General features: G+C 65.3%; 10 protein-coding genes, 1 pseudogene and 1 riboswitch. Of the genes and pseudogenes, 9 read left to right on the top strand and 2 right to left on the bottom strand.

The window, feature by feature from the left end:
* Positions 1–3: 3 nt before the first annotated feature.
* Both AERO9A_RS09430 and cbiE read right to left on the bottom strand, forming a co-directional pair.
* Entirely contained in the window at positions 4–723 is a 720-nt protein-coding gene (locus tag AERO9A_RS09430; protein ID WP_159971690.1) for a cobalt-precorrin-6A reductase, read from the bottom strand.
* The gene (gene cbiE, locus AERO9A_RS09425) at positions 720–1,922 is read right to left on the bottom strand and encodes a precorrin-6y C5,15-methyltransferase (decarboxylating) subunit CbiE (protein WP_159971688.1); all 1,203 of its coding nucleotides are present in this window, start codon (positions 1,920–1,922) and stop codon (positions 720–722) included. Before cbiE ends, AERO9A_RS09430 begins: the two co-directional genes overlap by 4 nt.
* Positions 1,923–2,113: 191 nt before the next feature.
* Positions 2,114–2,299, top strand: a riboswitch (cobalamin riboswitch).
* Between the two features lie 93 nt (positions 2,300–2,392).
* On the opposite strand from cbiE, the gene cobG reads away from it, so the two are divergent.
* The 9 genes and pseudogenes from cobG (at position 2,393) to AERO9A_RS09380 (ending at position 14,494) form a co-directional block, all read left to right on the top strand.
* Entirely contained in the window at positions 2,393–3,706 is a 1,314-nt protein-coding gene (cobG, locus tag AERO9A_RS09420) for a precorrin-3B synthase (protein ID WP_159971687.1), read from the top strand.
* Complete coding sequence (locus tag AERO9A_RS09415) at positions 3,699–4,325, top strand: precorrin-8X methylmutase (protein WP_159971685.1); 627 nt, start codon at positions 3,699–3,701, stop codon at positions 4,323–4,325. Before cobG ends, AERO9A_RS09415 begins: the two co-directional genes overlap by 8 nt.
* On the top strand, positions 4,322–5,065 hold the full coding sequence (locus AERO9A_RS09410) for a precorrin-2 C(20)-methyltransferase (protein ID WP_178111123.1): 744 nt from the start codon (positions 4,322–4,324) through the stop codon (positions 5,063–5,065). The genes AERO9A_RS09415 and AERO9A_RS09410 overlap by 4 nt, the downstream gene beginning before the upstream one ends.
* Before the next feature lie 162 nt (positions 5,066–5,227).
* Entirely contained in the window at positions 5,228–6,883 is a 1,656-nt protein-coding gene (gene cobJ / locus AERO9A_RS09405) for a precorrin-3B C(17)-methyltransferase (RefSeq protein WP_159971682.1), read from the top strand.
* Between the two features lie 159 nt (positions 6,884–7,042).
* Positions 7,043–7,162 (top strand): annotated as a pseudogene (locus AERO9A_RS09400) (LysE family translocator); the annotation flags it as partial.
* 104 nt (positions 7,163–7,266) lie between these two features.
* Positions 7,267–8,841, top strand: a complete 1,575-nt coding sequence (locus AERO9A_RS09395) for a sensor domain-containing diguanylate cyclase (protein ID WP_256665896.1) — start codon at positions 7,267–7,269, stop codon at positions 8,839–8,841.
* A 171-nt stretch (positions 8,842–9,012) separates the two neighbouring features.
* A complete protein-coding gene (locus AERO9A_RS09390) occupies positions 9,013–10,317 on the top strand; it encodes an MFS transporter (protein ID WP_159971680.1) in 1,305 nt (434 codons plus the stop codon).
* Positions 10,318–10,487: 170 nt separating this feature from the next.
* Positions 10,488–12,251, top strand: coding sequence for a sensor domain-containing phosphodiesterase (locus AERO9A_RS09385; RefSeq protein ID WP_159971678.1), 1,764 nt, complete (start codon positions 10,488–10,490; stop codon positions 12,249–12,251).
* An 89-nt stretch (positions 12,252–12,340) separates the two neighbouring features.
* Positions 12,341–14,494, top strand: coding sequence for a TonB-dependent receptor domain-containing protein (locus tag AERO9A_RS09380; protein ID WP_159971677.1), 2,154 nt, complete (start codon positions 12,341–12,343; stop codon positions 14,492–14,494).
* The last annotated feature ends 215 nt before the right edge of the window (positions 14,495–14,709 follow it).

The following is a 14,709-nucleotide window of genomic DNA, read 5'->3' as shown; positions in this document are numbered from 1 at the left end:
GCCCTACAGGGGCAGCGCCTCGCAGAGTGCGGCCAACTCCGCGAACTCACGCGTCACTGTCGGCAGCGCCGGGCGGCGCAGCAACAACACCGGCAACCCAAGCTCCCGCGCCACCTGCAACTTCGGCTCGGTGGAGGCGCTGCCGCTGTTCTTGCTCACCAGCACGTCACAGCCAATGCGGGCGAACAGCGCGCGCTCCTCATCCAGAGAGAACGGCCCGCGCGCGCCAATGATCTCGGCACGTGGCGGCGCCGGTTCGGCCTGCAGGCAGCGCACCGTCCAGTGCTGGTGCTCAGGAATCTCGTGCAGATGCGCCAGCGGCTCGCGCCCGGAGGTGAAGAACGGCCTGCTGAACGGCGCCAATGCGCGGGTCAGCTCATCCCAGCCGTCCACCTCGCGCCAGTCGTCACCAGGGCCGGGCTGCCAGCCAGGGCGACGCAGCGCCCAGCAGGGCACGCAGGCGATTTCGGCGGCGCGGGCAGCGTTATGGCTGATCTGCGCGGCGTAGGGGTGGGTCAGATCCAGCAGCAATTCGATGCTCTCGGCGACCATGAACGCCGCCAGGCCTTCGGCGCCGCCAAAACCACCGACGCGCACGCGACAGGCCAGGTCATCCGGCACGCGGCCCAGGCCAGCCAGGCTGTACATCGTCTCCGGCCCCAGCCGACGGGCCAGACGCAGCGCCTCGGTGGTGCCGCCGAGCAGCAGGATGCGCGCACTCACGGCTTGCGCACCGTCAGCAGGGTGATCGGCAGCGCCGCGCGCCAGGTGTCGAAACCGCCCAGCGGCTGTGCCTGGGCCACGGTCAGACGCAGCAAATCGCCGCCGTGCTGCTCACGGAAATTCACCAGCGCCGCCTCGCTCTGAATGGTCACGGCATTGGCCAGCAGGCGCCCGCCCGGCTTGAGCGCGGCCCAGCAATCATCCAGCACGCCGGGCACGGTGACGCCGCCGCCGATAAAGATGGCATCCGGCGCGGGCAACCCCGCCAGCGCCTCGGGCGCATGCCCGGCGACCAGTTGCAGCGCGGGTACACCGAGGGCGTCGCGGTTGTGGCGGATATGATCCTGGCGCCCCTCGTTGGCCTCAATGGCGATGGCGCGGCAGGCCGGGTGCGCGCGCATCCATTCGATGCCGATGGAGCCACAACCGGCGCCGACATCCCACAGCAGCTCGCCGGGCAACGGCGCCAGGCGCGCCAGGGTGACGGCGCGTACGTCACGCTTGGTCAGTTGCCCGTCGTGACGATAGGCGTCGTCGGGCAGGCCACAGGTCGGTGGCAGCACTTGCGCCCCGGCATCGGCCAGGCATTCGATGGCCAGCAGGTTGAGGTCGGCGGCGCGTGGCAGGTTCCAGCTTGCGGCCAGAGCATCGAGGCGGCGCTCCTCAGGGCCGCCAAGGTGTTCCAACAAAGTCAGGCGGCTGGCGCCGAAGCCACGCGTACGCAGAGCTTCGGCGACCTGCGCAGGCGTGTCGCCATCGGCGCTCAACAGCAGCAGGCGCACGCCGGGGAACAATTTGCCGTTGAGCGTGGCCAGCGGCCGACCGACCAAGGAGACCACCTGCGCCTCCTGCAACGGCCAGCCCAAACGTGCCGCCGCCAGCGACACCGAAGACGGCGCCGGCAGCACCTGCAACTCGTCGGCAGGCACCTGGCGCGCCAGGCTGGCGCCGACGCCGTAGAACATCGGATCGCCGCTGGCCAGCACGCACACCGCCTCGCCGCGTCGAGCCAGCAGTGGCACAAGGTCGAAGGGGCTCGGCCAGGTTTGCCGCTCACCCGCGATGCATGGCGGCAGTAAGGCCAGTTGCCGTGGCGCACCGACGATGCGTGTAGCCGCCAGCAGTGCACGGCGCGCGGCCTTGCCCAGACCGGGATAGCCGTCTTCGCCGATGCCCACCAGGGTCAACCAGGGTTTCATCCACCTTCCTCACAAGTAGCCGACAGGGCGCGTGTCGCGGCGCCGGGCAAAGCGGGCATAATAGCGCCTTCGTCGGCGCCCCATGAATCGGGCCTACGAGTCTGTTTACGATCTCGCGAGCTAGAGCCATGCAAGGCAAAAGCAGGCGAGGAAGCGGAGTGTGCTGTAGCACATGAGCATTCCGAGTCTGCTTTTAACGCGGCAGGGCCGACGCGCAGCAGATCGTAGACAGGATCGAAGAGGGAACACGGTCAAACCGTGGCTGCCCCCGCAACTGTAAGCAGCGAGTCCTATGCAATCGGCCACTGGGCAACCGGGAAGGCGCGGCGGACGAAGACCTGTCAGCCAGGAGACCTGCCGACGAACGCTGGTCGCGAGTACCCACATCGGGCGGGGTGTACCGATGCCATGAAATCCTCTTGAGGGGTTTCGCTGGTTCGGTCGCCGCGTCGTTATCCACAGGTGATCCTTTGCCCACATCCGTCCGCCCTTCTGCCTGCCCCGGTCTGCTGCGCATCGTGCCTGCGCTGGACGGCGGCATCTGCCGGGTCAAGCTGCCTGGCGGCGTGCTGCGCAGTGCCCAGGCGCGGACGATTGCCGAGGCGGCGCAACGCTGCGCCAGCGGCGTGCTGGAGCTGACCAACCGCAGCAACCTGCAGATTCGCGGCGTATTGCCCGGCCAGGAAAGCGCGCTGATCGATGCCCTGCTCGCTGCCAATCTCGGCCCACGGGTGGCCGCCGCCGACGATGTGCGTAACCTGATGCTCAGCCCCGCCGTCGGCCTCGACCCGCAGGCGCGGATGGACGTACGCCCGCTGGCCAGCCAGTTGCTCGACCTGCTGCAGGACACCCCGGCGCTGCACGTGCTGTCGCCCAAGTTCGCCCTGCAACTGGACGGCGGCGAAGCCCTGGCCATGCGCGAACACCCACACGACCTGTGGCTGGCCGCCGAAGATGATCAGCACTTGCTGCTGGGCCTGGCTGGCTGCCCGACTGACGCGCCATTGGCGCGCATCGCAGCAGCACAAGCGCTCGAACTGGTGCGCGAACTTCTGCTGCTGTTCCTCGACCTGGCCACGCCCGAACAAAGGCGCATGCGCCAGTTGCTGGCGCAGATTCCGGCCAGCGAGCTGCTGCAACGCCTGCAGGCGCGCCTGGACTTCCCGCTGCAACCGGCACCACGCCATTGGCAGCCCAGTGCTGCACTCGTGCGCCCACCGGCCGGCATTTATCCACAGGCGCAACCTGACCTGTGCATGGTGGTGGCCGGCGCCCAGCTCGGCCGCCTGCAAGCCGAACAACTGCTCGCCCTGGCTGAGCTGAGCGAACACTATGGCGACGGCGAACTGCGCCTGACGCCCTGGCAAGGTCTGTTGCTGGGCAACGTGCCCGTGAACAACGCCCAGGCGCTGATGACAGCGCTGAGCGAACTGGGTGTGATCAATCAAACCGCCGAGCCGCTGCTCGGCCTGGTCGCCTGCACTGGCTCAGCGGCCTGCGCGCGCGGCCTGGCCGACAGCAAGCAGCACGCCCTGCACCTGGCCGAGCTGCTGCGCACAAACGGCGCCCGCCCGCAGGTGCACCTCAGCGCCTGCCCGCGCAGTTGTGCCAGCGCCCGCGTGCAGCCCTACACCCTGCTGGCCTGCTCGCCCGAGCACTACCAACTCTATCGACGCACCACCGAGGCGACCGGTTTCGGTCAACTGCTGGTGCCCTCCATGACCATCGACGAGGTCGGCGCCTGGTTCGCCGACCACCTTCGCGCAGGACAACCCGATGCTTGATTACATCCGCGACGGCCAGGAAATCTACCGCCGCTCCTTCGCCACCATTCGCGCCGAGGCCAATCTCGACAGCATTCCCGCCGACCTGGAAAAACTCGCCGTGCGGGTGATCCACGCCTGCGGCATGGTCGATGTGGTCGAGGATCTACGCTTCTCACCCGGCGCTGGCACCGCTGGCCGCGCCGCGCTGCTGGCCGGGGCGCCGATCCTCTGCGACGCGCGCATGGTTGCCGAGGGCATCACCCGCCCGCGCCTGCCGGCAGGCAACCAGGTGATCTGCACCCTGCACGATGCCGGTGTGCCGGAGCTGGCCCGTGAGGTCGGCAACACCCGCTCGGCGGTGGCCCTGGAGCACTGGCGCGAACATCTCGAAGGCAGCGTGGTGGTCATCGGCAACGCCCCCACCGCGCTGTTCTACCTGCTGGAAATGCTCGACGCCGGGGCGCCAAAACCGGCGCTGATCATCGGCATGCCGGTGGGCTTTATCGGCGCGGCGGAATCGAAAGATGCGTTGGCCGCCGACAGCCGTGGCGTGCCCTACGTGATCGTGCGGGGCCGTCGCGGCGGCAGCGCCATGGCGGTGGCCGCGGTCAACGCGCTGGCCTCGGAGGTGGAATGATGGCCGGTCGTCTGCTTGGCCTGGGCGTCGGCCCCGGCGACCCCGAGCTGCTCACCCTCAAGGCCCTGCGCCTGCTCAAAGGCGCGCCGGTGGTGGCCTACTTCGTGGCCAAGGCGAAACACAACGCCGGGCACGGTGGTAACGCCTTTGGCATCATCGAGCAGCACCTGGAGGACACCCAACAGCGCCTGCCGCTGGTCTACCCGGTGACCACCGAGAAGCTCGCCGCGCCACTGAGCTACGAGGATGTGATTGCCGACTTCTACGACACCTGCGCCGAGCAGATCGCCCAGTTACTGGACGCAGGCCAGGACGTGGCGGTGATCTGCGAGGGCGACCCGTTCTTCTATGGCTCCTACATGTACCTGCACGACCGCCTGGCCGAGCGCTACGAGGTGGACGTGGTGCCTGGCGTGTGCTCGATGCTCGGCTGCGCCTCGGTGCTCGGCACGCCGCTGGTGTATCGCAACCAATCCTTGAGCGTGCTCTCCGGCGTACTGCCGGAAGACGAGCTGGAACAGCGCCTGCGCGACGCCGAAGCGGCGGTGGTGATGAAGCTCGGACGCAACTTCGACAAGGTGCGCCGCGTGCTGCGCAAGCTCGGCCTGGACGAGCGCGCCCATTACGTCGAACGCGCGACCATGGCCAGCCAGAAGATCGTGCCGTTGGACGAAGTGGAGCCGATGGATTCGCCGTATTTCTCCATGATTCTGGTGCCCGGCCAGAAGTGGCGGGGCTAATCCCGTAGGGCGGGTGCAACCCGCCGACAGCGAACTGGCGGGTTGCACCCGCCCTACCCGTCTCATTGTGGGAGGGGCTTCAGCCGCGACAGTCGCCGCTGAAGCGCCTCCCACGGATCACGCCCCATCCCCGGATTGCATCCGGGCTACAGGATTTGCCGCATGAACATCGTCATCCTCGGCGCCAGCGCGCTGGCCACTGCACAACGCCTCCAGGCGCTTTATCCACAGGCTGTGATCCACGGCCTGCGCGGGCGTGCCGATGGCGCCGAGCGTCACTACGATGAGTTCGGCGAACACCTGCGCGCCCTCTATCGCGCCGGTCAGCCGCTGGTGGTGCTGTGCGCCGCCGGTATCGTCATCCGCAGCCTCGCGGCGCTGCTGGCGGAGAAAGGCGCCGAGCCGCCGGTACTGGCCCTGGCCGAAGACGGCAGCGCCGTGGTGCCACTGCTCGGCGGCCTGGCCGGGGTCAACCGCCTGGCCCGTGAGATCGCCGCGCACCTGGGCGTCACGCCCGCCATCACCACCAGCGGCGAGCTGCGCTTCGGCACCTGTCTGCTGGAGCCACCGGCAGGCTATGCGCTAGCCGATATCCAGCAGGGCAAGCGCTTCGTCAGCGACCTGCTCGGCGGCGAAACCGTACGCATCGAAGGCCAGGCGCCCTGGCTGGAGAACGCGCAGCTACCTGTGGATAACGCCGCCAGCCGGGTTATCCACATCACCGCGCAAGCCCGTCCGGCGCAGCCCGATGAACTGCTGATCCACCCACGCAGCGCCGCCGTGCTGATCGAACGCCCCGGCGCCGATCTGCCCGCGCGCCTGCAACAAGCACTGAGCGCCGCCAACCTGGCGCCGCAAGCGCTGGCCTGCCTGCTCGCGGACAAAAGCTGGATGGCCAACGCCGAACTGCACACAGCAGCCCGTGAGCTGAATCTGCCGCTGCGCTTTATCCACAGCACTGCCGAGCTGCCGCCCGAGCAGCAGGCAGGCGACGGCCTGCGCCTGCTGCTGGGCGAGCAGCCGCTGGATATCGAGCGTCTCGGCCAACGCCGTGGCCGCCTCAGCGTGGTCGGCCTCGGCCCAGGCGCCGCCGAACACATGACCCCCGCCGTGCGCCGCGCCCTCGATGAAGCCGAAGACCTGCTCGGCTACGACACCTACGTGAAGATGGCCGGGCCGCTGCGCGCCGACCAGTGCCTGCACCCCAGCGACAACCGCGAGGAGTTGCAGCGCGCTGCCCATGCCTTCGAACTGGCGGCCAGCGGTCGGCGGGTGGTGATGATCTCCTCCGGCGATCCTGGCGTGTTCGCCATGGCCGCCGCCGTGATGGAGGCGCTGGAAAGCCCGCAGAACGAAGCCTGGCACGGCGTCGAACTGGAAGTGCTGCCAGGCGTGTCCGCCGCCCTGGCCACCGCCGCCAAGGCCGGCGCGCCACTGGGTCATGACTTCTGCCTGATCTCCCTATCGGACAACCTCAAACCCTGGGCGGTGATCGAGAAGCGCCTGGAACATGCCGCCGCAGCGGATCTGGCCATGGCCTTCTACAACCCGATCTCCAAGTCCCGCCCCTGGCAGCTCGGGCGCGCCTTGGAGCTGCTGCGCCAGCACCGCGCCGCCGACACCCTGGTGGTGCTCGGCCGCGATATCGGCCGCCCCGCCGAAGCGCTGCGCAGCCTCACCCTCGGCGAGCTGACGCCGGAGATGGTCGACATGCGTACCCTGGTGATCATCGGCTCCAGCCAGACCCGTCGCTTCCCCCGCGCCGACGGCGGCGAGTGGGTGTATACGCCGCGCTGGTATCCCGCCCAGGCCGACTAAACCATCGCCCTCCAGCAGGCTTGCCAAGCGTTTGGAGCGGTCGCGGCTGAAGCCGCTTCTACGCCGTGGGTTTGGCTTGGCGGCGCATCGTCCCAGGCGTGCTACCGAAACGCTGGCGAAACAGCTTGCCCAGGCTGGCATCGCTGACGCCAATCTCGGCTGCTGGCGCTGACCGCCGTGCGCGTACGCCCATGGCTGCAGCGCGGCGGCCGCACCTTCAAGCGCAGTTGCGGCGTGCTCTTCGTGTTGATCGGCGTGGCTCTGCCGCTGGCGCGCTGAAAAATCTGGCGCCCCGTCAAATATCCACCGCTGTAAATTCAACACTTTACACACTCAACGTGGCACAGTTGCGCGACGTCTAAATCGCTGAATAGGACATGCCCGTGGCCATACGCTACCTATCCGGGCTGCAATGGAACTTGCGCAGCCTCATTGTCATCCTTGCGTCATTCATTTACCTGATCACCCTGGCCAACAGCTTCTACGCCAGTTACCGCGTACAGAAGCAAACGCTGATCGATACCACGCTGGAAGCCAACCAGGCTTATGCGGCCAAGCTTGCCTCCAGCATCGATATCTATTTACGCGTCGCGCAACAGCAACTGGCCTATAACGCCGAGCAAATCGCACGCAAGTTCGACAATTACGACGAACTGCTCAATGAGAGCAACCGCCTGCGCCTGCAAACAGAGAGCTTCAACTCCGTGGTCATCGTCGACGCGCAAGGCGTCGTGCGGGCGACCTCGCCCGAGGCCCTGAGCATTCGTGGCAAGCACCTGAAAACCCAGGGCGCGCTGCAAGCGTTGCAGGAAAAACGCCCGCTAATCTCCAAACCCTACGTGTCGAGCACCAACCGACTGCTGATCTTCATTTCGCAACCGATCGTCGATCAGAACGGCCAATACCTGGGTTACGTGGGGGGCAGTATCTACCTCAAGGAACCCAGCATTCTCAACAAACTACTGGCCGATCATTACTACCGCGACGGATCACAGGTCTACGTTGTCGACAAAAGCGAACGCCTGCTCTTTCATCCCCAGCAAGAGCGTATCGGCAGCACCTTCAACGACGGCCTGTCCGGCAACCAAAACGGCTCCAGGCGCCTTACCGATGAAGACGGCCTGGATATGCTCAGCGGCTTCGCTCAGGTGCCCATGGCCGAATGGGAAGTCGTCGCGCAGAAGCCCACGGAGAGCTCGTTGAAGGGCCTGAAGTATCAAATGCGCGATGTGATCATCAACACCGTGCCGCTGGCATTGATCGCTCTGCTCCTGATCCTGTGGTACTCGAAGATCATCACCCGCCCCCTGCATGAGCTGGCTCAAGGCGCCAGCAAGATGGGCGAACTGCAGTCCGACGCGCGCATCGGCACGGTCAATACCTGGTATCAGGAGTCCGCCGAAATTCAGCGCGCTCTGATGGTCGGCGTCAATCTGCTGCACGAACGCATCGGCAAGCTGCACCAGGACGTACAGACCGACCCGATGACGGCCCTGTACAACCGCCGTGGCCTGGAACAGGCACTGACGCTATGGGAAACCGAAGAGCGTCCATTCGCCCTGCTGATGCTGGACATCGATCACTTCAAGCGTATCAACGACACCTTCGGCCACGATGCCGGTGACCGGGTGCTGATCTGGCTGGCCTCACTCATGCGTGACAACTCGCGCAGTGGCGACCTGCTCTGCCGCATGGGCGGCGAAGAGTTCGCCATGCTCCTGCCCAATGCCAGCGTCGAAACCGCGCAGCAGGTCGCCGAGCGCTTACGCGAGCAGGTGGCAAACACGCCGATTGAAGGCATCGGTACGATCACCCTGTCTATCGGTATCGCCCTTTGGCCCGAGCACGGCAACAGCTTCAAGCAACTCTTCAAGCTGGCAGACGAACAGCTCTACCAGGCCAAGAGCTCGGGGCGCAATCAGACGCGCATCGCCTCGAAGCAGCCGCAATACAGCTAACCCGGATTGCCACCCTCGCCCCGCACTACGGCCTGAACCAACGGCCAGTGCGAGGCGCAGCCCGCCGCCAGGTCGCTCACAGCAACGTCGTCGTCGCCTGCAAAGCGTTCGCCAGCCCACGCGCTCCGTAACCTGCCTGAAGCCGTCTAACTCAGGGATCAGGAGCGCCGTATGAATGCCATCCACACGAGTGCGCAGGTGAGCCCAGCCACCTTGCGCAAGGTGATAGCCGCCTCGGCCATCGGCAACTTTGTTGAGTGGTTCGACTTTGCGGTCTATGGCTTTCTTGCCGTGACCATCTCCGGGCTGTTCTTTCCGCAAGGCAATCCGACGCTAGCGCTCTTGCAGACCTTCGCGGTGTTCGCCGTATCGTTCGCCCTGCGCCCACTGGGCGGGATCTTCTTCGGCACGCTTGGCGACCGCATCGGGCGCAAACGCGTGCTGTCGATCACCGTGCTGATGATGGCCGCCAGCACCACGCTGATCGGTCTACTGCCAACCTACGCCAGCATCAACCTGCTCGCCCCGCTGCTGCTGGCCCTGGCGCGCTGCCTGCAGGGTTTCTCCGCTGGGGGTGAGTATGCAGGTGCCTGCGCCTTTGTTATGGAACACGCACCTACCGAGCGCAAGGCGCGCTATGGCAGCTTCGTGCCGGTGTCGACCTTTCTCGCCTTCGCCTCGGCAGCCGGCCTGGTGTTCGGCCTCGATTTGTTGATCAGCGACGAGCAGATGAAGGCCTGGGGCTGGCGCCTGCCATTTTTGATCGCCGCACCGCTGGGCTTGGTCGGTCTGTACATGCGCCTGCGCCTGGATGAGTCGCCCGCCTTCCGGGCCATGGCCGCCGAACCAGCGCCGGAGCATTCGCCGCTGCGCGAAACCCTGCGCAACCATGGCGCGACCATCGCCTGCCTAGGCGCATTCATCTCGGCCACAGCCCTGTCGTTCTACATGTTCAGCACCTACCTGAGCACCTATATGCAGGTGGTCGGCGGCGCCAGCCGTTCCACCGCCCTGCTGGCCAACCTGATGGCGCTGGTCTTCGCCGCTCTGCTGTGCCCATTCGTCGGGCGTTACTCGGACTGGGTCGGTCGGCGCCGCACCATTCTGACCGCCTGCCTGGCATTGATCGTCGCGGTGTATCCGGCGTTTTCCCTGGCCAGCTCGGGGCTACTGCTGCCCTCGGCATTCGGCGCCATGCTGCTGGCTGTTGGCGCGGTGATCTGCGGCGTGGTCACCGCCGTGCTGCTCTCCGAGCAGTTCCCGACGCGGGTGCGCTACACCGCCTCAGCCTTCACCTACAACGTGGCCTACACCCTCTTCGGCGGCACCGCGCCGCTGGTGGCCACCTGGCTGATCGAGCAGAGCGGCGAGCGCATGGCACCGGCTTACTATCTGATCGTTATGGCCCTGATCGCCCTGATCGGCGGCATGGCGCTACCGGAGTCGTCGAAGCGGCCACTGAACTACCAACAGTGAGGCGCTTGTGAGCGTCGCCAAGCGTTATCACGCCGCCTGTCTAGTACGCTGATCGCACGCGGCATCCTCGGCGTTATGCGCTATATCGTTTGAGGCGACTAGAAGGCTTGTCGCCTCATACGCCATCCGTGATGATGTCACGTCGTTATCATCATTGAGCAGGCCACACCGTGCGTATTCTGCCCCCCTCTGCGCTCAACGAGTCGGAACGTCAGGCACTCGTGTATCGACTGCGTTGCTTCGAGGGCATCGAAGATCCGATCTTCGAGCAAGTGGTCTCGTTGAGCGCCCGTTATTTCAATCTGCCCATCGCGCTGATCTCCATTGTCGACGACAACCGCCAGTGGTTCTGGGCACGGACTGGCCTGAAGGCCAGTGAGACACCACGAGGGGACTCTTTTTGCGCCTTCGCCATCCTCGGCCAGGATCTCTTCGAGATCTGCGATGCCACCCTCGATAAGTGCTTCAAGGACAATCCGCTGGTTACCGGCGAGCCCGGCATCCGCTATTACGCCGGCTTCCCACTGGTGACACAGAGCGGGCTGGCGCTCGGCAGTTTGTGCGTGATCGATACCCGACCTCGCCCGCCCATGTCCGAGTCAGAACGGGCCATGCTGAAAAGTTTCGCGGCGATGGTTATGACGCGCATCGAGGAGCTGCGTCATAGCAACTACATCGACGCCGCGAGCGGACTGCTCAATCGCCTGCGTTTCGAGCAGGACGTACAGGCCCATCGGCAACGCCAGCAGAACACCCTGGTCGTCGCTGCCGATGTGGTGGCACCGAGTTTTCTCAATCGTATCGTCAAGGTGCTCGGTTACCCCTTCTCCAACCAACTGTTGCAAGGCATCAAGCAACGCCTGGAAGCGCTGCACGATGTCCCGATGTACAAGATCAGTCTGACCCGCTTCGGCCTGATCCTGCCCGCGCAGACCGATATCGAGCAATTGGCGGCGGCAGTGGCTCGCCAGTTCGAACATCCAATCGACTGCGACGGTATCCCTATTCAGATCTCGCCAGGGCTTGGGGTTTTTCACCTGAAGGCCGACGACAGCAACGATGACTGGCTGCGCCTGCTGGTCAGCAGTGCCGACCACGCCCGCGAGCATGGCGAGAGCTGGAACCAGTACGACCCGCTTCTCGATGCCACGCAGCAGCGTGCCTTTCTCCTGCTCACCGCCCTCAGTACAGCGGTGCACAGCGAGAACCAGCTCCACCTCGAATACCAACCCAAGGCCAAACTGGCCAACGGTCAGATTACTGGTGCCGAAGCCCTGCTGCGCTGGCGGCACCCCACACTGGGCGCGGTGAGCCCGGCAGAATTTATCCCGCTGGCGGAGAAAACCGCCCTGATGCGCCCGCTAAGCCTCTGGGTCGCTCGCCACGTTATCGCGCAAGCCGCGCTCTGGTGGCAGCAAGGCCGCGCCTGGAAAGTCTCCTTCAACCTCTGTGCGGCGGATGTGGAGGACGACCAGTTCGTCGATCAGCTTATCGACCTGCTGCAAACGCATTCGCTGCCCGCTGCAGCCATCGAACTGGAATTCACCGAAAGCGCCCTGATGACGCGCCCCGAAGACGCCCGACGTAATTTGCTGCGCCTGCGTGAACTCGGCGTAGGGCTGGCCATCGACGACTTTGGCACCGGCTACAGCAACTGGATCTACCTGCGCGACTTGCCAGCCAATTGCCTGAAGCTCGACCGCTCACTGACCGCCAACCTGCTCCACGACAGCCGCACCCTGAGCGTCGTGCAGGCAATCGCCCAACTGGCCAAACAGCTTGGCTACCACGTGGTGGCCGAAGGCGTGGAAACGGCTGAACTGCAAGCCCTGCTGGCCAGCCTCGGTTGTGACGAAATGCAGGGTTACCACCTGGCCAAGCCGATGCCCCCTGCACGGCTGATCGAGTGGCTGGCGTCGCGCCAGGAAGCCTAGCACCGCGCCCACCCAGCCTTCGCGCCAGCGTGACCCATCCCTCGCCATCGTCATCAGACACACTCTGCGCCTGTTCAACGGACCCCTGCATGCCGCCTCTGCCGTCTACCGCTCGTCTGAGCCTGCTGACTCTCGCCTGCGTCACCAGCCACATCGCCCTCGCCGCACAACCCTTGCAGCTCGACGCCCTGCACATCGATGACATGCAGCCCAGCGAGGCACAAGCCGCGCGCGAAGACCTCGCACAGGTACCCGGCGCCAGCAACCTGGTGGACATGGCCAAGGTCGAGCAGGGGCGCGTGGGCGGCGTTGCCGATGTGCTGGCCTACCAGCCCGGCGTCTATGCCCAATCGCCCGGCAACGAAGGGGTGAAGATCAGCGTGCGTGGCTCAGGCATCAACCGAGGCCCCGGCTCGCACGCCTCCGGCACCCATATCCTGCTCGACGGCCTGCCGCTGACGGGTTCTGGCGGCACGCCCTACGAATTGCTGGAACCCTTGTGGATAAGTCGCGCCGAGGTGCTGCGTGGCGCCAATGGCCTCACACGTGGTTCGCTGGCCCTGGGCGGCGCCATCGACTACATCAGCCACACCGGCTACACCGCGCCCAAGCTGCAACTGCGCTATGAAGTCGGCAGCCATGGCTACCAGAAGCGCAACATCGCCTCCGGTCAGGTGCTGGGCGATTTTGACTACTACCTCGCCCTCACCGACAGTGAAACCGACGGCTATCAGGATCACTCATCGGGCCAGGGCAAAGGCATCGCCGCCAACTTCGGCTATCGCCTCAACGACACCCTGGAAACGCGCTTTTACCTGCGCTACCGCGAAACCGAGCACGAAACGCCCGGCCGCCTGAGCAAGGCACAGATCGAGCATGACCCACGCACCGCCGCCAGCAGCAACCTGAGCATCGATGCCCACCGCGACCAACCCGGCAGCACCTGGCTGGCCAACAAGACCACCTGGCAAATCGACGACGACTCCACCCTGGTGGCCGGCCTGGCCTACCACCACTACCCCATGGATATCGTCGAAAACCGCTACCAGAACACCGGTTACCGCATACGAGTGGATTACAGCGATATCAGCGGCACCTTGAACTACAACCGTCGGCATACCCTGTTCGGCCTGGACAGCACCACCACCATCGGTTTTCGCTCGACGACCAACCTGCCCAGTAGCCAATCCCGAGAAACTGCCGACGGCCCGCTGACCGTGACACCTAGACCCGGTAATGGCTCGCCAGCAAGTTACCCAGCCGGCACCCTGATGCGCGCCTACGAACACCTGGGTTCGGACAACGTGCTGCACCTCAGCAACGACACCGAACTGGCCCCGGATCTGTGGCTGACCAGCGGCCTGGCACTGATCTACACCCGCCGCGAAGTGCAAGTGACCCAGCCAGCCACCGACGACACACTCAGCCAGCACACCTGGGACTACGCCCCACGCCTCGGCCTGCGCTACCAGCTCACCCCCGACGTACAGCTATTCGGCAATATCAGCCGCTCGGTGGAGCCGCCGCATGCCTGGTCGATGCTCTGGAGCTCGCCGCTGCGCTTCCCGGACAGCAATCTGCCCTCTAGCAACCGCCAGCGGGCGCCAATCTCGCTGGACAACCAAACCGCCACCACCTTCGAGGTCGGCGGACGCGGTGATTCCGCATTGGGCCAGTGGGAGCTGACCTACTACTACTCGCAGGTACGCCACGAACTGCTCACCGTCGAAATCGAGCCCAACGTCTTCGCCGAATCCAACGCCAGCCCCACCGTGCACCAGGGCATCGAAGTCGGCCTGAGCAGCCCGCTGTGGCAAGGCGGCGCGGCGGGCGCCCTGAGCCTGCGCCAGGCCTACACCTTCAGCGACTTCCACTACCGGGATGACGACGCCTTCGGCGACAACCGCCTGCCCGGCCTGCCGCGCCACTACTACCAAGCCGAAGTCCGCTACGACCACCCGAGCGGCTTCTACGCTGGCGTGAATACCCAGTACGCCTCGAAGGTCGCCGTGGACTACGCCAACTCCTACTACGCCGACGCCTACGCCACCTTCGGCGCCACCCTCGGCTACGCCTCGCCAAAAGACGACTGGCAAGCCTGGCTCGACCTGCGCAACCTCACCGACAAACGCTACGCCGCCACCGTGACGCCGGGCTATAACGACAACGGCGCGGATATAGCGCGCTCCACGCCTGGGGAAGGGTTTGGGGTGTATACGGGGGTTTCTTGGAGTTGGTTGTGAGGGAGGCATATACAGCTAACAAGGAACGCTGGAAACGTCTCGTACATTCTCAGCCGCCTAGCCTATTCACTCATATACAGGCATTGACCTAAGGATGGTCTGAAAAAGACTTCCCGAATCTGTTGAAATACGCTGATCCCGCCAGCCGAGTTTTTCCATGAAGCAGATGACCTTCGCCGACGCCGAGTACGCAGGTAAGCGCAAGCAGACCCGCA

This window comes from Pseudomonas sp. 8Z (assembly GCF_902506535.1).
In the GTDB taxonomy this organism is placed as follows: Bacteria; Pseudomonadota; Gammaproteobacteria; order Pseudomonadales; family Pseudomonadaceae; genus Aquipseudomonas.
Note: the sequence above shows the minus strand (reverse complement) of the source record. Positions and strands in the feature narration are given on the sequence as shown.